Source organism: Pseudomonas sp. GT1P32, assembly GCF_054897805.1.
Genome location: NZ_CM142704.1, coordinates 5,268,610 through 5,288,763, shown reverse-complemented (window position 1 = coordinate 5,288,763; position 20,154 = coordinate 5,268,610). Strand labels below are relative to the sequence as shown.

General features: G+C 61.1%; 17 protein-coding genes. 8 read left to right on the top strand and 9 right to left on the bottom strand.

The features are described 5' to 3' along the window. Window positions 1-7 precede the first annotated feature (7 nt). The gene (gene quiC, locus ACYZUC_RS24230) at window positions 8-1,909 is read right to left on the bottom strand and encodes a 3-dehydroshikimate dehydratase QuiC (protein WP_461990862.1); all 1,902 of its coding nucleotides are present in this window, start codon (window positions 1,907-1,909) and stop codon (window positions 8-10) included. Between the two features lie 420 nt (window positions 1,910-2,329). On the opposite strand from quiC, the gene ACYZUC_RS24225 reads away from it, so the two are divergent. Continuing rightward, entirely contained in the window at window positions 2,330-3,586 is a 1,257-nt protein-coding gene (locus ACYZUC_RS24225; RefSeq protein ID WP_461996755.1) for an MFS transporter, read from the top strand. Window positions 3,587-3,681: 95 nt separating this feature from the next. Beyond that, window positions 3,682-5,304 carry a methyl-accepting chemotaxis protein gene (locus ACYZUC_RS24220; protein ID WP_461990861.1) on the top strand — a complete coding sequence of 541 codons (1,623 nt, stop codon included), beginning with the start codon at window positions 3,682-3,684 and terminating at the stop codon, window positions 5,302-5,304. Between the two features lie 6 nt (window positions 5,305-5,310). Here ACYZUC_RS24220 and ACYZUC_RS24215 read toward each other — a convergent pair whose 3' ends face one another. The 4 genes from ACYZUC_RS24215 to ACYZUC_RS24200 all read right to left on the bottom strand — a co-directional run bounded on the left by ACYZUC_RS24215 (window position 5,311) and on the right by ACYZUC_RS24200 (window position 9,110). Beyond that, window positions 5,311-6,189, bottom strand: coding sequence for a DMT family transporter (locus ACYZUC_RS24215; protein WP_461990859.1), 879 nt, complete (start codon window positions 6,187-6,189; stop codon window positions 5,311-5,313). A 131-nt stretch (window positions 6,190-6,320) separates the two neighbouring features. Then, window positions 6,321-7,136 (bottom strand): sugar phosphate isomerase/epimerase family protein, encoded by an 816-nt coding sequence (locus tag ACYZUC_RS24210; RefSeq protein ID WP_461990858.1) that lies wholly within the window; start codon window positions 7,134-7,136, stop codon window positions 6,321-6,323. A 2-nt stretch (window positions 7,137-7,138) separates the two neighbouring features. Further along, window positions 7,139-8,194, bottom strand: a complete 1,056-nt coding sequence (locus tag ACYZUC_RS24205) for a Gfo/Idh/MocA family protein (RefSeq protein ID WP_461990856.1) — start codon at window positions 8,192-8,194, stop codon at window positions 7,139-7,141. 139 nt (window positions 8,195-8,333) lie between these two features. Next, window positions 8,334-9,110 carry an IclR family transcriptional regulator gene (locus ACYZUC_RS24200; protein ID WP_008028937.1) on the bottom strand — a complete coding sequence of 259 codons (777 nt, stop codon included), beginning with the start codon at window positions 9,108-9,110 and terminating at the stop codon, window positions 8,334-8,336. A gap of 173 nt (window positions 9,111-9,283) precedes the next feature. Between ACYZUC_RS24200 and ACYZUC_RS24195 the strand changes: the two genes are divergently transcribed. The 4 genes from ACYZUC_RS24195 (at window position 9,284) to ACYZUC_RS24180 (ending at window position 13,963) form a co-directional block, all read left to right on the top strand. After that, window positions 9,284-11,032 carry an FAD-dependent oxidoreductase gene (locus ACYZUC_RS24195; RefSeq protein WP_461990855.1) on the top strand — a complete coding sequence of 583 codons (1,749 nt, stop codon included), beginning with the start codon at window positions 9,284-9,286 and terminating at the stop codon, window positions 11,030-11,032. After that, window positions 11,016-11,849 (top strand): aldo/keto reductase, encoded by an 834-nt coding sequence (locus ACYZUC_RS24190; RefSeq protein ID WP_461990853.1) that lies wholly within the window; start codon window positions 11,016-11,018, stop codon window positions 11,847-11,849. Before ACYZUC_RS24195 ends, ACYZUC_RS24190 begins: the two co-directional genes overlap by 17 nt. Before the next feature lie 260 nt (window positions 11,850-12,109). Further along, window positions 12,110-13,003 carry a KPN_02809 family neutral zinc metallopeptidase gene (gene ypfJ, locus ACYZUC_RS24185; RefSeq protein WP_461990851.1) on the top strand — a complete coding sequence of 298 codons (894 nt, stop codon included), beginning with the start codon at window positions 12,110-12,112 and terminating at the stop codon, window positions 13,001-13,003. Next, the gene (locus tag ACYZUC_RS24180; RefSeq protein WP_461990849.1) at window positions 13,004-13,963 is read left to right on the top strand and encodes an alpha/beta hydrolase; all 960 of its coding nucleotides are present in this window, start codon (window positions 13,004-13,006) and stop codon (window positions 13,961-13,963) included. A gap of 82 nt (window positions 13,964-14,045) precedes the next feature. Here the strand turns inward: ACYZUC_RS24180 and ACYZUC_RS24175 are convergent, their stop codons facing one another. The 3 genes from ACYZUC_RS24175 to ACYZUC_RS24165 form a co-directional block, all read right to left on the bottom strand. Continuing rightward, window positions 14,046-14,639: an HAD family hydrolase gene (locus ACYZUC_RS24175; protein ID WP_008041913.1), complete on the bottom strand. Its 594-nt coding sequence runs from the start codon at window positions 14,637-14,639 to the stop codon at window positions 14,046-14,048. Continuing rightward, window positions 14,636-15,505 carry an acyl-CoA thioesterase II gene (gene tesB, locus ACYZUC_RS24170; protein ID WP_461990847.1) on the bottom strand — a complete coding sequence of 290 codons (870 nt, stop codon included), beginning with the start codon at window positions 15,503-15,505 and terminating at the stop codon, window positions 14,636-14,638. The genes ACYZUC_RS24175 and tesB overlap by 4 nt, the downstream gene beginning before the upstream one ends. A 106-nt stretch (window positions 15,506-15,611) precedes the next feature. Further along, the gene (locus tag ACYZUC_RS24165) at window positions 15,612-16,181 is read right to left on the bottom strand and encodes a GNAT family N-acetyltransferase (protein WP_461990845.1); all 570 of its coding nucleotides are present in this window, start codon (window positions 16,179-16,181) and stop codon (window positions 15,612-15,614) included. Between the two features lie 87 nt (window positions 16,182-16,268). Here ACYZUC_RS24165 and ACYZUC_RS24160 point away from each other — a divergent pair, with 87 nt between their 5' ends. Both ACYZUC_RS24160 and ACYZUC_RS24155 read left to right on the top strand, forming a co-directional pair. Continuing rightward, a complete protein-coding gene (locus ACYZUC_RS24160) occupies window positions 16,269-17,189 on the top strand; it encodes a histone deacetylase family protein (protein ID WP_461990843.1) in 921 nt (306 codons plus the stop codon). Window positions 17,190-17,469: 280 nt separating this feature from the next. Then, window positions 17,470-18,711 carry a TIGR03862 family flavoprotein gene (locus ACYZUC_RS24155; protein ID WP_461990841.1) on the top strand — a complete coding sequence of 414 codons (1,242 nt, stop codon included), beginning with the start codon at window positions 17,470-17,472 and terminating at the stop codon, window positions 18,709-18,711. A 105-nt stretch (window positions 18,712-18,816) separates the two neighbouring features. On the opposite strand, the gene ACYZUC_RS24150 is transcribed toward ACYZUC_RS24155, so the two are convergent. Continuing rightward, window positions 18,817-20,151 carry a DEAD/DEAH box helicase gene (locus ACYZUC_RS24150; protein WP_461990840.1) on the bottom strand — a complete coding sequence of 445 codons (1,335 nt, stop codon included), beginning with the start codon at window positions 20,149-20,151 and terminating at the stop codon, window positions 18,817-18,819. Window positions 20,152-20,154: the final 3 nt, after the last annotated feature.

Genomic DNA, 20,154 nt, shown 5'->3' with positions numbered 1-20,154 from the left:
GAAATTGCTACAACTTAGCCTGACGAACGGCGCCGCTGCGGGATTTAGCCATCGCCGCCAGCCGTACCGCCACATTCGCCGCGCCGTAACCGGCATAGCCGTTTTTGCGCTGGATGATTTCAAAGAAGAACCGCCCTTCGAACGGCTCGGTGTAAACGTGGAACAGCTCACCGCCCTGGGCATCACGGTCGTACAGCACGTTGTAATAAGCCAGTTCGCTGAGGAACTCGTCGTCGAAATCGAACCGCGCCGCCAGGTCATCATAATAGTTGAGCGGGATATCCAGCAGCGGTACGCCCGCCTCCTTGGCCCGACGGACTTCGGCAAAGATATCGTCGCAGTCAAACGCGATGTGATGCACACCAGAGCCGCGATAACTCGACAGCGCGTGTGAGATCGCGGTGTTACGGTTCTCGGAAATGTTCAGCGGCAAGCGGATCGAACTGTCGCGGCTACGCAGCGCCCGACTCTTCACCAGACCGTACGGGTCAGGCAACACCACTTCGTCGTCGGCTTCGAAATCCAGCAGGCTCTTGTAGAACAGCACCCAACTGTCGAGGCTGTCGGCCGGCAGCGCCATGGCCATGTGGTCGATGCGCTTGAGGCCACCGCTGGCCGTTTCCGTCGGTTGCAGATTGAAGTCGGTGCCGTAGACGTCGGCGTCCTGGTCCACCAGGTAAATCAGGCTGCCATCCGGCGCGCGCACCGCAGCCAGTTCCAGCTCATTGGGGCCGACCAGTCCGCGATAAGGCTGACCTTTGTAAGCCACGGCCCGGGCCAGCGCGCTGGCGCTGTCATTGACCCGCACCGCCGTGGCGCAAAGCGACGGGCCATGAGCTTCGAAAAAGCTGTGGGCAAACGAGTAGGGCTCGGAGTTGAGAATCAGGTTGATGTCGCCCTGACGCATCAGGCTCACGCTTTTTGAACGGTGTTGGCCGGCCTTGACGAAGCCCAGCCGCTCCAGCCAATGAGAAAGCCTGGCGCCGAGGCTTTCGTCCACGGCGAACTCAAGAAATTCGATGCCGTTGTATTCACTGGCCTTCGGCGTCTCGAACAGAATGTCCGGGCTGGCCGCGGGTTGGGTTTCCTGCGCCAGCCGCTCGCGGGTCTTCTCTTCCAGGTACAGCAACGAACGCAATCCGTCGGCGGCGTTGGCCCGTGGCGGTGCGGCGCGGAAGCCGTCGTTGAAGATCTCGAGCGACAACGGCCCGGTGTAGCCACTTTTGATGATCGGCGCGAGGAACCCCGGTAAATCGAATTCGCCCTGGCCCGGGAAGCAGCGGAAATGCCGGCTCCATTCCAGCACGTCCATGGCCAGGATCGGCGCGTCGGCCATTTGCACGAAGAAGATTTTGTCGCCGGGAATGTCGGCGATGGCACTCGGATCGCCCTTGAGCGACAACGTGTGGAAGCTGTCCAGCAACACGCCCAGACTTGGGTGGTCCGCTTGGCGAACGATGTTCCACACCTGTTGCCAGGTGTTGACATGCCGGCCCCAGGCCAACGCTTCGTAACCGATTCGCAGGCCACGCGCACCGGCGTGTTCGGCCAGCAGGCGCAAGTCGTCGACGAGGATTTGCTCATCACCCACGGAATCGGCGGAAGCGTTGCTGCACACCAGCACCAGGTCAGTGCCCAGCTCCTGCATCAGGTCGAACTTGCGCTCGGCCCGTTCCAGATTGCGCGGCAGGCGGTCGCGGCGGCAGCCTTCGAAATCGCGGAACGGTTGAAACAGCGTGATGGCGATCCCGAGATCGGCGCACATCTGTTTGATTTCCCGAGGACTACCGTCGTAATAGAGCAGGTCGTTCTCGAAAATCTCCACCCCGTCGAAACCGGCGGCGGCAATGGCTTCGAGTTTTTCCGGCAGGGTACCGCTCAAGGACACGGTGGCAATGGAACGCTGCATGTTTCGACTCCCGGTGGTGGAGACTGTCTTGTTAGAGGTTTTTGTAGGAGTCGGCTTGCCGGCGATGGCGATCTTGCGGGCGCCATCGCCGGCAAGCCGGCTCCTACAGGGACCGCGTTTTTCATGGAGTAAATTATTGGCTGTAGTATCGAGCACAGCAATTCAAAGTGTACTATCCGGTTAGTTTTCCGTGCGATTATCGAACACAATGGCCTTTGGCGAATTGACGATTTTTCGTCCACTGCCCACCATCCACTACACATTGAGTCCGGTCACAACCATCGGTCTCGGTGACCCAAGAATCAGAACACCACATAAAAATAATCGGTGGCCTACATGACTCCTTCTCAAAGCTCTCCCGTGGAGCGTTCCTCCACGACTCCTGCCGTCGGCGGCATCGGCGACAAGATCCGCGGCGCCATGGCCGTCGGCAAGACCCGTTGGGGCATGCTGGCGCTGGTGTTTTTCGCCACCACCCTGAACTACATCGACCGCGCCGCACTGGGCGTCATGCAGCCGATCCTGGCCAAGGAAATGAGCTGGACGGCGATGGATTACGCCAACATCAACTTCTGGTTCCAGGTCGGTTACGCCATCGGTTTCGTGCTGCAAGGCCGCTTGATCGACCGGGTCGGCGTGAAGCGTGTGTTCTTCTGCGCGGTGTTGCTCTGGAGCCTGGCGACCGGCGCCCACGGCCTGGCCACGTCAGCGGTCGGCTTCATGGTTTGCCGCTTTATCCTCGGACTGACCGAAGCCGCGAACTACCCGGCCTGCGTGAAAACCACGCGGTTGTGGTTCCCGGCCGGCGAGCGCGCCGTGGCCACCGGCATCTTCAACGCCGGCACCAACGTCGGCGCGATGTTCACCCCGATGCTGCTGCCATTGATCCTGCATGTGTGGGGCTGGCAGGCCGCGTTCCTGTGCATGTCGGCACTGGGCGGTATCTGGTTGCTGTTCTGGGGCCTGAAGTACTTCAACCCGGAAGATCACCCAAGCGTTAAACAATCGGAACTGGACTACATCCAGAAGGAAGTCGAACCGGAACAATCCCGCGTACCGTTCTCGAAAATCCTGCGCATGCGTGGCACCTGGGCCTTCGCCCTCGCCTACTCGATCACCGCGCCGGTGTTCTGGTTCTACCTGTACTGGCTGCCGCCGTTCCTCAATCAGCAATACAACCTGGGGATCAACGTGACCCAGATGGGTATCCCGCTGATCATCATCTACCTCACTGCCGACTTCGGCAGCGTCGGTGGCGGCATCCTGTCCTCGTTCCTGATCGGTCGCGGGATCAACCCGATCAAGGCGCGCCTGATGTCCATGTTCCTGTTCGCCTGCTGCATCATCGGCGTGATCATGGCCGCCGGTTCGAGCAGCCTGTGGGTGGCGGTGTTTGCGATCTCCCTGGCCATCGGTGCACACCAGGCCTGGACCGCGAACATCTGGAGCCTGGTGATGGACTACACGCCTAAACACATGATGAGTACGGTGTTCGGCTTCGGCGGCATGTGCGCCGCGATCGGCGGGATGTTCATGACCCAGTTGGTCGGCCACATTCTGACCATCACCAACAACAACTACACCGTGCTGTTCACCATGATTCCGGCGATGTACTTCATCGCGCTGACCTGGATGTACTTCATGGCGCCGCGCAAGATTCCGACTGTCGAAAACTGATACACCCCAAACGCAGGCCTGATTCCGGGCCTGCGTTTTTTTATGCGCAGGATTTATGAATGCCCCCTTTTTTCTCAACACCACAGAGACCCACCATGTCGCCAGGTCACTTGAGCATTGCCAAACGCGCCGTGATCAGCTTCGGCGTTATCGCCCTGCTGGTTCTGTTACAGGGATTGTTCGCCCTCAAACAGGTTGCGCAGGTCCGCGCCACCGGCCAGCACACGGAAAACATCTCCCTGCCGAGCGTTCGCTACCTGGGTGAAATCCGCGACTACGTTCTTAGCATTCGCGTACTCAGCCTGCGCATGGCACTCAACCGCGACCCGAAAGTGCTCGATGCTACCGTCACACGCCTGCATCAAGTACAAGGCTGGCTGGGCGAGACGCTGGAAAAATTCACCCCGCTGGTCGGTGATTACAACCGGGAGCCGTACGAAAAGTTCGTTGCCACCGTCACCCGTTACCGTCAGGCGTTGGCGCAATACGAAGCGCTGTCGCGGGAGAACCGCAGCGAAGACATGACCGCGCTGCTCAACGGCAAAATCCAGGAGTACTCCACCCAGACCGGTGACCAGTTCGCTGAATTGATGGCCCTTGCCGCCAATGAAGTCAGCCTGTCGGCCAACCAGGCCGATTCGCTTTACAACCAGGTGAAGTTCACCGTGATCGGTGCGCTGATCGCCGTTGCGCTCCTGACCTTGTGCCTGGCCTGGCTGCTGATTCGCAGCATCGTCGTTCCGATCCGTCAGGCCGTCGCCGTGGCCGAGCAAGTCGCCGCCGGGGATTTGAGTAAACCGATCCACAGCCACGGCAGCGATGAAACCGCACGTTTGCTCAAGGCCTTGTCGGCCATGCAAACCAGCCTGCGCGAAACCCTGCAGTTGATCAGCGGCACCTCGACGCAATTGGCGGCGGCTGCGCTGCAGATGAATCAGAACACTCGGCAGGATTCCGCTCGGCTGCAACAGCAACACAATGAAATCGAGCAAGCCGCCACGGCCGTCAACGAGATGACGGTCGCGGTGGAAGAAGTCGCACGTAACGCGGTGTCGACTTCCGACAGCACTCGCCTGTCCACGCAGCAAGCCAACCAGGGCCAGACGCGGGTCATTGAGACACTGGATTCGATTCAGGCGATGAGCAGCAATGCCGGCATTGCTCTGCAACAGGTGCAGACGCTGGCCGAACAATCCCGGGAAATCGGCAAGGTGCTGGACGTGATCCGCGCCATCGCCGAACAGACCAACCTGCTCGCGCTCAATGCCGCCATCGAGGCCGCGCGCGCCGGGGAAGCCGGGCGTGGGTTTGCAGTGGTGGCCGATGAAGTACGGGCGCTGGCTCATCGCACCCAGCAATCGACCCGCGAAATCGAACAGATGATTGGCCGGGTGCGGGGCGATACCGACAGCGTGGTGCTGTCGATGCACGACAACAGTCAGCGCGTCGCCGATACCTTGACGATTGCCGAACAGGCTGGTCTGGCACTGGCAGAAATCACCCGGGCAATGGAGCAGATCCATGAACGTAATCTGGTGATCGCCAGCGCGTCAGAGGAACAGGCGCAAGTGGCCCGCGAGGTGGATCGCAATTTGCTGAACATCCGCGACCTGTCGCTGGAAAGTGCTGACGCCTCGACCCGGACCAGCGCCACCAGCCAGGAATTGTCGCAACTGGCGACCGGCCTGCAAAACCTGGTGGTGCGCTTCAGATTCTGACCCTGTTCAGCGACGGCTTTGCTGCCAGGCCGCCGCCAAACCGCTGCAGCAAATCACCGCGATCCCGACCACCGTGGTCAGGGTCGGCGTGTGGGAAAACAGCAACCAGCCGAGCAAACCGGCGAAAACAATCTGGCAATAGCCGAACGGCGCCAACAGCGCCGGAGCGGCGTAGCGGAATGCCTGAGTCAGAAACAAGTGCGCCGTCATCCCGCATGCCCCCAGCGCCACCATCATCAATCCATGCCCAAGGCTCGGCACTTGCCAGAAGAACGGCACCAGCGCACTCATCACCAGGGTGTTGCACAACCCGGCGAAAAAGTTGCTGGTGGTCGGGCTGTCGATGCTGCTGAGCTTGCGGGTGAGCAATTGATAGAAGCAGAAAAACAACGCTGAGCAGAGCGGCAGCAGCACCGCTGGCGTGAACAGATCACCGCCGGGGTGGACGATGATCAATACGCCGATAAATCCGCAAATCACCGCGATCCATTGGCCACGGGTGACGCGCTCACGCAGCAGCGGCACCGACAGCGCAGTCACCAGGACCGGTGCAAGAAAGTTGACGGCCGTGGCTTCGGCCAACGGGATGTACTGCAAGCCGGTGGTGAAAAACAGACTGGTGCCCAGCAGGCACAACGCCCTCAGCAGCTGCAGCAACGGCCGTTTGGTGCGTAGGACTCGCAGCCCGGATTGCGGCAGAAAAATCCCGGCCATCAACAAGGTGTGGACCACATACCGGGCCCACACCACCATGACGATCGGGTAGAACCCCGAAAGGTATTTCGACAAGGCGTCATGGCTGGAGAAGAGAAAGGTGGCGAAGACGATCAGCAAAATCCCTTTGAAGGGTTGGTTTACGCCGGAGAGCGGGGTGCTGACGGTCATTGGGGATCCTTTTTTACTTCGAAAGTCAAAAGCTTCGCGGGCAAGTCGGGTCGCCGCACCGCTCGCTCCTACAAGAGCAATGAAAAACCCTGTAGGAGCGAGGCTTGCCCGCGAAAGGTGCGCAGCACCGTCTAGATGCGCGCCAACAATTCCCGGGCCTTATCCAGCGCCATCTGCGCCCGTTGCAACCCGCTCACGCCCTGCTCCAACAACTTCGCCGTTGGAATCTCCAGGCTTAGCGGAATATCGGCAGGCAAACACTGCAACAACCCCGCCAGATCACAATCGCCATCACCTGGAAAACGTCGCTCGTTGCGGGCCTGACGCAAAATCTCCGCCATGTCCGTCGGCCGGCGCCCCGCCACATCGCACAACTGCGCATACCGTAACCGTGACGGGGCGACTTTGGCCAGATCTTCCAGCCGCGAACCCGAACGGTCGAAATGGAAAGCATCAACCAATACCGCGCCGTTTTCACGATCGGCGTTTTCGACGATGCGCACCGCTTGTTCAAGATTGCGCGCATCAGTCCAGGGCATGAACTCCAGGTGCGGGTGCAGTCCGTAAGGCGCCGCCAGATCACAGAGCCGGGCGAAGTTTTCCGTCAGCCGTTGCTCGTCAGAATCGTTACCCGCTACCAGCAATTCACTGGCACCAAACTCCGCACCGACTGCCAGAATTTTCTCGAAGTCGGCGACGACGGTGTCCGGTTTAAGACGCAGGATTTCAACATCCAGCACACGAACACCGGTGTCGCGCAGCCGCGCCAGCGTCTCACGCCGCAAACCGACATCGGCTACCAGCGCGAAGTGATGTTCTTCGGATGTCGCCGGCTCAAGGCGTAGTCCCACGTGGCTGTACCCGACGCGTGCCGCGACGTCCACCATCTGCGGCGGTGACAATTCCAGTACCGTCAGACTGGCCAAGGAAAAGATCCGTTCACTCATGTTCATTCCTCAATCACCATCGGGGTGCAGGCGCGACCGGTGTCGGCGGCTTCGCGGATGGCTTCGATCAACGCCAGTGTGCGTGCCGCATCGGCAGCGCTGACCAACGGTTCGACTTCCCGACGCACCACGCGCACGAAATGCTGCAACTGCAAACCCAGCGCTTCATCGGCGCTGACGCTTTCCTGCACCGGCAACAAGGGTTGATGCCATCCCCCATCAGCGTCGGCGTAATGCCAGCGCTTGAGTTGCGGAATGCTCAACGCGCCGCCGGTTCCGGCCAACAAGTAACACGGCTGATCCGCCTGACGCGGATACACCGGGTTCTCCCCGGAATCCAGCTCCCAACTCCAGGGCGCCGCCACCGCGTCGGAACCGGTCAGGCTGCCCAGTGCGCCGTTGTCGAATTGCAGCAACACCGCCGCACAATCCTCGTTGGCAAACCCGCGCACGGCATTGCTGGTGATCGCTTGAACCTGCCGCACTTCGCCGCACAGATGGCGCAGCAGATCGAGGTCATGGATCAGGTTGGTCAGCAACATTCCCGCGCCTGGTTCGCGGCGCCACGGCGTTTCGAAATAACTGTCGGGTTTGCGCAATTGCCAGAGCGCGGTCACCGTCGTCAGCCGTCCCAAAGCACCGCTTTGCACCAGTTCGCGGGCACGGACGATCAGTGGATTGTGCCGACGATGATGGCCGACCAGCACCGGGACGCCGGTGGCTTTCGAGGCAGCCACCAACTCGCGCGCCTCATCCAGGTGCACGCCGACCGGTTTTTCCAGCAGGACCGGCACGCCGGCAGCCAGGCAATCGAGCGCGGTGCTGACGTGCAGCGTGTTCGGGTTGGCCACGATGACCGCGTCCGGCTTCACCTGCTCCAACATCTGACGGTGATCGGAGAAATACCCCACGCCCCATTCGGCGGCGAGGCCTGCCGTTTGCGGGCCAGGGTCGGCTACCGCACACAGGGTCGCGTCTTTCAGGGTGTGCAAATGCCGGTAATGCTGCTGGCCCATGTTGCCGGCACCGATCAGGGCGATGCGAACGGGCGAAGTCATGGTGCGGTCCTCTTGTGATTATTGTTGGTTGACGCTCAACAATTTAGAACCTGGTTCCAGATTCTTACACAAGCGATTCACGAAAGCGTGCGAACAACGCACAACTTTCCGGCGAACAAAGATTCCTGTGCGGCGGTGGTTAACTGAAGAATTCCGACGCGAGACTCGCCGCCGACAACTCTTCGGCAAATCTCAACAACAGCGGTGCCAACTCATGCAGCCGCGCCCCCGGCATCCGCGCGCTCGGCCCGGCAATGCTCAGCACCCCGATCACTCGCCCATCGCTCGGGTGCCGCACCACCGCCGCAATCGCCGAAGTGCCCACCGCCGAACTCTCTTCGACCCAGGCGTAGCCCTGCTCCCGCGCCAGACGCAGGCGCTCGAGCAATTCAATGTTGGAACGCGGCGCGTTCGGCCCTAGGTCTTTTGGCCGCTCGCCGCCCTGGCGTTCCACCAGCGACAACGCTTCGGCATCGCTCATGCACGCCAGCCACGCATGGCCCGACGCCGTGTAAAACAGCGGCGCATCACGGCCCATGTCCGGGTCGTATCGCAGACCGGAGCGGGCGCCCTGGGACTTGGCGATCCAGGTTTGACGCTCGCCCTCGATGACCCCGAGGCGCACCAGTTCGCCGGTTTCCTGGGCCAGGCGATCAAGCACTGGCTGCACGATATCGGCGCCGCTTCCCGACAGATAACGGAACCCCATGGCCACCAGTTTGGTCGACAGGTGATAGCGCAGGTTATCCGGATTCTGCCGCACGTAACCCAGCCGAATCAGCTCGGCGAGCAAGCGATGCGTCGCGCTTTTAGGGATGTCCAGTTGCTCTGCCAGCGTCTGCATCGGCAGGCCGCGAGGGTCACTGGTGAGGCTTTCCAGCACGCTGAAAACACGTTCGATCTGACTGCCGGCCATGGAAGGTTCCGCCTGAAATTTGCCCGATTCTAGAAGACAAACCGCCTAATGCGAAATCTGGAACTGCTTGTTCGGTAACCGCCCGTTTTATCGGCTGAGTGGTTGCCGAGCGGATTCACGTCGCTATATTTTCTGGAATCCAATTCTAAAAATATGCACTGGAGTTTTAAACAATGCCTGCCGAATCCCACAGCTCTCCAGACATCGACTGCGATGTTTTGGTCGTCGGCTCCGGTGCAGCCGGGTTATCGGCAGCGGTTACCGCTGCATGGCACGGATTGAAAGTCATCGTGGTGGAGAAAGACCCGGTATTCGGCGGAGCCACGGCGTGGTCCGGCGGCTGGGCCTGGGTGCCGTGCAATCCTCTGGCCCGCCGCGCCAGCATCGTCGAAGACGTCGAGTTGCCGCGCACCTATCTCAAGCATGAACTCGGTGAGCGCTACGAACCGGCAATGATCGATGCGTTCCTCGAGGCGGGCCCACGCATGGTCGCCTTCTTCGAACAGCACACCTCGCTGCAATTCGCCGATGGCAATGCCATCGCCGACATACATGGCGATACACCCGGTGCCGGAACGGGCGGACGCTCGGTGATCGCAGCGCCCTATGACGGGCGAAAAGTCGGCAAGCTGCTGAGGCGTCTTCGCAAAACCATGCGGGAAACTTCGTTCATGGGCATGCCGATCATGGCGGGGGCAGACCTGGCCGCGTTTCTCAACCTGACCCGTTCGGTGCCCGCCGCGTGGCACGTCACCCGGCGCTTCACCCGGCACCTGCTCGACCTCATTGTGCATGGCCGGGCGATGCAACTGGTCAACGGCGTGGCGCTGGTCGCACGTCTGGCAAAATCTGCCGAAGACCTTGGCGTTCTGCTCTGGGAATCAGCGCCTGTCAGCGAGTTGCTTCGCGATGGCGATCAGGTCCGGGGCGCGCTGGTGAGCACCGCCAAAGGCAAGGTCCGCATCCATGCACGCAAGGCTGTTGTGCTCGCGGCCGGTGGGTTTGCCAATGACATCGAGCGGCGCAAGGCACTGTTCCCGCGCACACCGACCGGCAACGAGCACTGGGCGCTGCCACCACTCGGCGTGGCCGGTGACGGTTTACGCCTGGGCGAAAGCGCCGGTGCCCGGGTCAACACCGACATGGCCTCTCCCGTAGCGTGGGCGCCGGTCTCGCAAGTGCCACACAGGGATGGCAGCATCGGTCACTTCCCGCACATCATCGAGCGGGGCAAACCGGGGATCATCGGCGTACTGAGCAACGGCCAGCGCTTCGTCAATGAAGCGAACGGCTACTACGACTATGTAACGGCCATGGTCGCCGCTGCGCCTGCCGGCGAAGAGGTTGCCTCCTGGCTGATTTGCACCCATGGTTTTCAACGCCGATATGGGCTGGGCATCTCTCGGCCGTTTCCGGTTCCGTTGTCATCCTTTATCCGCAGCGGCTATCTGAAAACCGGCAACACGATCGAGGAATTGGCCCACGCCTGCGGCATCGACCCAAACGGGTTGCGCAGCACTGTGGCGGACTACAACCAGCATGCGCGCAACGGTGAAGACCCCTTGTTTGGCCGCGGCTCGACGCCTTACAACCGCAAACAGGGTGACGCCTTGCAGCAACCCAACCCGTGCGTCGCCCCCATCGAGCAAGGGCCGTTTTACGCGGTGAAGGTCCAGCCCGGCTGCTTCGGCACCTTCGCCGGGCTCAAGGTCAATCAACACGCCCAAGTCCTCGGCGAATCCGGCCAGGCCATCACCGGGCTGTACGCCGCGGGCGGCGACATGGCCAGCATCATGGGCGGGCATTACCCCGCCGGCGGCATTAATCTCGGCCCGGCGCTGACGTTCGGCTACATCGCCGCGCGACATATCGCCGGCATCACTGCTTACGAACAGGAGATCGACCATGCAGCGCATCGTTAATGCACAGGGTTTGAACATGCCCAAACTCGGCCTCGGCACCTGGCCGATGCTCGGCGAAGAATGCACACGCGCCGTTGAACAGGCGTTGAAGTTGGGTTATCGGCACATCGACACCGCTGCCGCCTACAACAACGAAGACGCTGTCGGTCAGGCGCTGGTGAACAGTCCTACGCCTCGCGAGCAGATCCACGTCACCACCAAAGTCTGGTGGGATCAACTGCAACCCGATGCCATGCGCCATTCCATGGACCGCAGCCTCAAGGCCTTGCGCAGCGATTACGTTGACCTGTTCATGGTCCACTGGCCGACCACCGATTGGGACCTGCCACGCACGATCGAAACCCTGGTGTCATTCAAGGAGCAAGGCCTGGCGCGCAACATCGGCGTGGCGAATTTTCCGCTGCCGCTGCTGCGTAAAGTCGTCGAAGAACTGGGTGCGCCGCTGTCAGCCATCCAGGTTGAATACCACGTGCTGCTCGGACAAAACGCGCTGCTGGATTACGCCCGTCAACATGACCTGGCACTGACGGCCTACTCGCCGCTGGCCCGCAACAAGGTCTCGGACATCCCGCAAATCCAGCAGATCGCCGCCAGACACGGGGTTCTGCCGACACAAGTGGCACTCAAATGGCTGCTTGATCAACCAAACGTTGCGGCGATCCCCAAGGCCAGCAGCGAGGCCAATCAACTGGCCAACCTGGCCTCGCTGGACGTCCAGCTCGATGACGAAGACCGGGCGTTGATTGCCGGGTTGTCGAAACGCGAACGACTGGTCAGCCCTGACTTTGCGCCAGTGTGGGATGCATTCGACCGGTAAGCACCGGACTGCTTTTTGTAGGAGTCGGCTTGCCGGCGATGTCGTCCGTAAGATCGCCATCGCCGGCAAGCCGGCTCCTACAAGTCATAGGGCGTTCGCCCTGACGTCATAAAAAACCCATCACCTGACGGAATTCGATGGGCTATCCACGTTCAATACACTCAGTAATGTTCCCGCCCGCATAAAAGCCGGACGACCGGACTGGCGCCGCTCCCACTCACCAGCAACACTCATCCCCACGATAATCAGAGGATTCCCACATGCTATGGAAAAAAGGCCGACGCAGCGACAACGTGGTCGATGCCCGTGGTGATGATGTCGGCGGCGGTGGCGGCGGGATGCGTTTTGGTGGCGGCAAGGGCCTGAGCCTGACCGCAATCATTCTGATTGTCGGGATCGGCTGGATCACCGGCCAGGACCCGTTGCAGATCCTCGGCCAACTCACCGGGCAGATGACCGAGCAATCGGCACCGGCACCGACGCAAACCCGCAAGGCACCGCCAGCCAATGATGAAGGGGCGGAATTCGTACGTTCGATCCTCGGTGACACCGAAGACACCTGGGGCCAGATTTTCCAGCAGGCCGGCCGGCAGTATAAGAATCCTACGCTGGTGCTGTTCAGCAACCGGGTGAACTCGGCGTGCGGCCTGGCCACCTCGGCGACCGGGCCGTTCTATTGCCCCGCAGACCAGAAGGTTTACCTGGACATGAGTTTCTTCCAGGAAATGTCGCAACGCTTTTCCGCTGCGGGTGATTTCGCTCAGGCCTACGTGATCGCTCACGAAGTCGGACACCATGTTCAGACCTTGCTCGGTGTTTCAGCGAAAATTCAGGCAGCCCGTCAGCAAGGCCGGCAAATGGAAGGCGACGGTGGCTTGCTGGTGCGTCAGGAACTGCAAGCGGATTGCCTCGCGGGTGTCTGGGCCAACAATGCACAGCAACGCCTGAACTGGCTGGAACCGGGCGACATCGAAGAAGCCTTGAATGCCGCCAATGCCATCGGCGACGACCGCTTGCAGCAGCAAGGCCAGGGTCGCGTGGTGCCGGACTCGTTTACCCATGGCACGTCGGCGCAAAGGGTGCGCTGGTTCAAAACCGGATTTGCGCAAGGCCAGGTGGGCCAGTGCGATACCTTTGCGGCGAAAAATCTGTAAATGAAAAAGTGGCTGTTGGTGTTGTTGCTTACCTGCACATGTACCCAGGCTGCCGAGCATGGGGTCAAGGAGATCAGCCCCGGCCGACTCTTGTTGAAAGAAGGTGAGATGGCGGTGGGCATCGGCCCGGCGCCGACGAAAATCGAACGTGTGCTGATCATCATCCACGGTCGGTTGCGCAATGCTGAAACCTACCGCCAGAGTGCCGAGCGGGCGGCAGAGCAAGCAGGGCAAAGCGCCAACACGTTGGTGATCGCTCCGCAATTTCTCAATGAAACCGACGTGGCACTCCATCCAGTCGCCGACACCGTGTTGCGCTGGCAGGGCAATGACTGGATGGCCGGCGGTTTATCCACCGCTCCGTTTGCGCTGAGTTCCTACGCGGCACTCGACCAAATCATCGCCCGGCTCGGCGATCGTCGACAGTTTCCGGACGTGAAGGATGTCATCATCGCGGGCCACTCGGGCGGTGCTCAGGTGGTTCAGCGTTATGCGTTGTTGAGTCACGATCAACCGGAGCTCAAGGCGGCTGGCGTGCACATGCGCTACGTCATCGCCAATCCGTCTTCCTACGCGTATTTCGATGAGCGGCGGCCAGTGGCGTTCAGTCACGCCGGCTGCCCGGAGTTCGATCGCTGGAAGTACGGCCTGAGAGATTTGCCCGCTTACGCCGACGGACAAACGCCCGCGCAACTGGAGGAAAACTACGTTCAGCGTGACATCGTTTATCTACTGGGGCAGCAGGACATTGATCCGAACCATCCGGCGCTGGATAAAGGTTGTGAGGCGAAAGCCCAGGGCGCTAATCGATTGATTCGCGGGCGCAATTTTTTTGAGTTTTTGAAGCGTAGCCATCCGCAAGGATTGAATCAGCAATTGATCGAAGTGCCCGGGGTTGGGCATAACGGGGATGGGATGTTTACGTCGCCGGAGGGGCAGAAGGTTTTGTTCGGGCAGTGATGACGCCTTCGCGGGCAAGCCTCGCTCCTACAAGGACCGCGGGTATCCCCTGTAGGAGCGAGGCTTGCCCGCGAAGGGTCCCTCAAGCCAACAACATTTCCCGCAACGCCACACAATCCGCCGCATGCCAATCGGTGAGCTCCGGCCACGGGTTATCCGGCAGGTTCACCAACACCGTCCGCGCCCCCGCCGCTCGCCCGCAATCCAGATCAAACCGGTAATCACCGACCATCACCATCTCGCTCGCCGGCACGTTCCAGGCCTCGGCCAATTTCAACAAACCACCGGGGTGCGGCTTGGGCGGCGCTTCATCACGCCCCAGCACATCCTCCACCGCGAAGCAGTCCGCCAGGCCAATGGCCTCCAGCGTCACGTGCGCCAGTTCCCGAGCATTGCGCGTAAGAATGCCCAGGCGATAACCGCGCCCCGCCAACTCGCGCACCAGTTCCACAGCACCCGGCGCCGGTTTCGAACCCAGCGCCAGATCCCGTTCATGCTCCAGCAACCATGCATGTTTGGCCGCGGCTTCAGCGGCCGGCAGCGCGGCGAGGTGGGTCAGGATGTCGTCTTCGGCCGGGATCGCCAGCGCCACACGAATCGCCGCGAAGTCATGCACCGCCACCGTCAGGGTGCCGTCCATGTCGAACACCCAGTGCCGCACCTCGGCCAGGCTCATGCCCAATCCTTGCGGTGACGGATCAGGCCTTCCTGCGTGACCGACGCCACCAGTTGCCCGGCGCGGTTGAACACGCTGCCACGGCTGAACCCACGGGAATTACCGGCCCACGGGCTGTCCATCGCGTACAGCAACCAGTCATCGGCACGCAGGTCCGCGTGGAACCACAGCGCGTGATCGAGGCTGGCGACCTGCATGTCTTTCTGCCAGACCGACTTGCCATGGGGCAACATCGAGGTGGTCAGCAGATTGAAATCCGACGCGTAGGCCAGCAGGTATTTGTGCAGCGCCGGGGAGTCGGCCAACGCGCCGTCGGCGCGAAACCAGACGTACTTGACCGGATCGGATGGTTGCGGGTTGTAGGGATCTTTCTCGGTGACCGGGCGGAATTCGATCGGCTTCGGGCACAGCAGTTTTTCACGCATGTGCTCGGGGATCAGGTGCGCGCGCTGATGGGTCAGTTCCAGTTCCGAGGGCAGGTTTTCCGGCCCGACCACCGTCGGCATCTGGGCCTGATGCTCGAAGCCTTTTTCGTCATATTGGAACGATGCGCTGCAAGTGAAAATCGGGTTGCCCTTCTGGATCGCCGTGACCCGACGTGTGCTGAAACTGCCGCCGTCGCGAACCCGATCAACCTGATACACCACGGGCAACGTGGAATCGCCCGGACGCAGGAAATAACCGTGCATCGAATGCACATGACGCGCGACTTCGACCGTCTGGCTGGCCGCCGACAGGGACTGACCGATCACCTGGCCACCGAACAACTGACGAAAGCCCAGGTCCTGGCTGCGGCCACGGAACAGGTTTTCTTCGATCGGTTCCAGGGTCAGCAAGTCGACCAGATCATCCAACACTTGGCTCATTCAGACTCTCCTCACACAACGCAATGCCGCGCAGTCTTGGCTGCGGCGGTCGGTTCAGTTTCCGGCCGGGGCCATCATTGGCGCCATTGTAAACGTCCGGGCCGTCTTATCCATGCAAGGTTTGCAGCCATTGTTCACGGGTGATGCGGTACAGCACATGGTGACGCAGGGGATGATCGACCGCGAGTTTCGGGTGGTCGAAGTCACCGGCTGAATCATGGTGCATACCGATGGCCTGCATGACTTTCTGCGATGGCGTGTTGGTTTCCGTGGTGAAGGACACGACCTCTTGCAGCGCCAACCGGTCAAACCCGCAGCGCAGAGCGGTCCACGCCGCCTCACTGGCGTAACCCAAGCCCCAGTGTTCGCGGGCCAGGCGCCAGCCGATCTCGACGGCCGGCGTGAAAGGCGCGTCGAAACCGACCACGCCGAGCCCGGTAAAACCGATGAATGCACCGGTGTCCTTGCGCTCCAGCGCCCAGAGACCAAAACCATGCTCGGCGAAATGCCCACGAACCAGCCCGATCAGCGACGCACTTTCCAGTCGACTCAAAGGCGCCGGAAAATAGCGCATCACCTGTGGATCGGCGCACATCGCCGCAAACGCCGGCAAATCCTCGTCACGCCACTGCCGCAATAGCAGTCGCGCGCTCTCGAGTTCCAGTATCGGCTCCATCGTGCCCCTCCGTTTCCATGCCGCAAGTCTACATCGCTGGTAGGATCGTTCACTCATTCCTACACGCCGTACTCATAAAAGCCCGTCATGCCGCTGCCACTGATCTACCACGAAGACTACAGCCCCGAGTTCCCGGCGGACCACCGCTTCCCCATGGACAAGTTTCGCCTGCTGCGCGATCACCTGGTGGACAGCGGGCTGACCCGGGACGCCGACCTGCTGCGACCGGAACTCTGCCCGCCGGAAATTCTCGCCCTCGCACATGACGCTGCCTATATCGAACGCTACATGAGCGGCGAGTTGTCCCGCGAAGATCAGCGGCGCCTCGGCCTGCCATGGAGCGAAGCCCTGGCCCGGCGCACGGTGCGGGCGGTCGGCGGTTCGTTACTGGCGGCGGAACAGGCGCTGGAACATGGATTGGCCTGTCACTTGGCCGGCGGCACGCATCACGCGCATTACGATTACCCGGCGGGGTTCTGCATCTTCAATGACCTGGCGGTGATCAGCCATTACCTGCTGGAAAGCGGTCGTGTGAATCGGGTGCTGATCTTCGATTGCGACGTGCATCAGGGCGATGGGACTGCACGGATTCTGCACAACACCCCGGACGCGGTGACCGTTTCCCTGCACTGCGAGAAGAACTTTCCTGCACGCAAGGCCGAAAGTGACTGGGACATTCCGCTGCCCAAGGGCATGGGTGATGCGGATTACCTGAAGGTGGTGGACGACGCGCTGAATTATTTGCTGCCGCTCTACCAGCCGGACCTGGTGCTGTACGACGCCGGGGTCGATGTGCATAAGGACGACGCGCTCGGCTACCTGAAGTTGACAGACCAAGGCGTGGCCGCTCGGGATGAAAGCGTGATGCGCCATTGCCTCGGGCGGGATATTCCGGTGGTCGGGGTGATTGGCGGCGGCTACAGCAAGGACCGCAAGGCGCTGGCGCGGCGGCACGGCATCCTGCATCACAGCGCGCAGCGGGTGTGGGCGTCATCAGGTTGTCATTGAGGTGTGCGCCTTTACCCACAATGCCTGTGGAACTGCCTGTGGATAACCTGAGCGAAAGGGCCTACAGGCCATGCAGCATATAGCCTGCAAAGGGGTGGTTGTTTTTTAACCAACTCTTGAACCCGACATAAATCCCCTGTGGGAGCGAGCCTGCTCGCGAAAGCGATTTAACAGTCACATTGATGTCGACTGAACCACCGCTTTCGCGAGCAGGCTCGCTCCTACAGGGAATTGGGCTGGTAGAATGCCCGGCTTATTCCGCCGAACCGCAGCGCATTCCATGACCCAATCTTCCGCCGCCCTCCCCCCTAAAGTCGCCATCATCGGCGGCGGCCCCGCCGGCCTGATGGCGGCCGAAGTGTTGAGCCAGGCCGGAATCAAGGTCGATCTGTACGACGGCATGCCTTCGGTAGGTCGGAAATTTCTCCTCGCTGGCGTGGGCGGCATGAACATCACCCATTCCGAAGCCTACCCGGCATTCCTCTCACGCTACGCCGAGCGTGCACCGCAGATTGCACCGCTGCTGCGTGCCTTTGGTGCCGAGGCGCTGTGTCAGTGGATTCATGACCTTGGCATCGAAACCTTTGTCGGCAGCTCCGGCCGGGTCTTTCCGACCGACATGAAAGCCGCGCCGCTGTTACGCGCCTGGCTCAAACGCCTGCGAGAGGCCGGCGTAGTTATCCACACCCGCCATCGTTGGCTCGGCTGGGATAACAACGGTGGATTGCGTGTTGAAAGTCCTGAGGGTGAAAAAACCCTGAAGCCCGAAGCAACGCTGCTCGCCCTCGGTGGCGGCAGTTGGTCGCGCCTGGGTTCGGATGGCGCGTGGATGCTGCCACTGGAGCAGCACGGCGTAGGACTGGTGCCGCTGCAACCGAGTAATTGCGGCTTCGAGGTGCAGGCCTGGAGCGAATTGATGGTCAGCAAATTCGCCGGCGCGCCGCTGAAAAATATCGCTATCGGACTCAATGACGATGTTCCGCGCCTCGGCGAATGTGTGATTACGGCCACCGGGATTGAAGGCAGTTTGATCTACGCCCTGTCGGCTCCCATCCGCGAAGCGATCAATCAGCATGGCTCGGCGACCATTCACCTCGACCTGTTGCCGGGCCGGCCTGTGGATAAAGTTCAGACTGCGCTGAGCAAACCGCGCGGGTCTCGTTCAATGTCCAAACATCTGCACAGTCAGCTCGGGATAGATGGCGTGAAAGCGGCACTGCTGCGGGAACTGACGCTGGCAGAATGCTTCGCCGATCCGGCGCTGTTGGCTAAAGCGATCAAGGCGTTGCCGCTGACATTGATGAAAACCCGCCCACTGGACGAAGCCATCAGCACTGCCGGTGGCGTGATGTTCGAGGCAATGGATGAACGTTTGATGCTCAAGCAGTTGCCTGGCGTGTTCTGCGCGGGGGAAATGCTGGATTGGGAAGCGCCGACGGGCGGTTACCTGCTGACCGCGTGTTTCGCCAGTGGGCGTGCGGCGGGGTTGGGGATGGTGGATTGGCTCAAGCGCAGGTCTTGAGACCGGGGCGCGCCCTTCGCGGGCAAGCCTCGCTCCTACGGATTAGTGGTGCCTTGTAGGAGCGAGGCTTGCCCGCGAAGGCGGCCTAACAGCCGCCGCAGTAAATCAAGGCTTCTTCTTACGCGGCCCAGTGTTAAACACCGGCACCTTACGCACAGGCTTGATCGAAGGCTCCGGCGCAGAAGCATCCCCGCTCTCGACCCATTTACCCAAATTGCGCTTACCGCCGCTGGACGTCTTCGGCTTCTTCGGTTTTTTCGGTTTCTTCACCACCTGGCCGCTGGCATCGGTGTCCGGCACGCGGTGCTCAGGTTCGAAGTCATGTTCCATCTGCCGAGGCAACGTCTGACGCGTCAACGTCTCAATGGCCGACAGCAAATTCACTTCATCGGCACAGACCAACGAAATGGCCTGCCCGGTGGCACCCGCACGGCCAGTACGACCGATCCGGTGAATGTAGTCTTCCGCCACGATCGGCAGGTCGAAATTGACCACCAATGGCAAATCTTCAATGTCCAGACCACGGGCCGCGACGTCGGTGGCCACCAGGATCTGCACTTCGCTGGCCTTGAAACGGTCCAGCGCACGTTGACGCGTAGCCTGAGGTTTGTCGCCATGGATGCCGTCGGCGTTGATGCCCAGGCCCTGGAGTTTTTCCACCAACGCGTCCACGCCGTTGCGGGTCTTGGCGAACACCAGCACCTGCTTCCACTTGCCCTTGCGCAGCAGGTGGATGAACAGTTCCGGCTTGCGCTTCTTGTCCACCGTCACTACCCACTGTTTAACAGTGTTGGCAGCAACGTTGCGCGGGCTGACTTCGATGCTCAGCGGGTCATTGAGCATTTGCCCGGCCAGCAGGCGAATCGCATCGGAGAAGGTCGCGGAGAACAGCAGTGTCTGACGTTTCTTCGGCAGCACGCGGTAAATGTTCCCCAGCTCCTCGGAAAAGCCCAGGTCGAGCATGCGGTCCGCTTCGTCCAGCACCAGGGTTTGCAGCTGGTTGAACTTCAGCGCGTTCTGGCGGAACAGATCGAGCAGACGGCCCGGCGTCGCCACCAACAGGTCGACGCCTTTGCGCAGCTTCATCATTTGCGGGTTGATGCTGACACCGCCATACACCGCATAAGTGCTCAGCGGCAGGTTCTCGGCGTACTGACGCACGGCTTCGTGAACCTGCTCGGCCAGTTCGCGAGTCGGCACCAGAATCAATGCGCGCACCGAGTTGGCAGTGACTTTCGGCCCTTCCATGGCCAACAATTGCAGCAGCGGCAGCGCGAAACCGGCGGTCTTGCCGGTACCGGTCTGGGCGGCGGCCATCAGGTCGCGACCGGCCAGCACCGCCGGAATGGCTTGCGCCTGAACCGGCGTCGGGGTCTGGTAGCCGAGCGTCTCGAGAGAGCGCAGCAAGGGTTCGATCAGGCCAAGGGTGGCGAAAGTCATGGG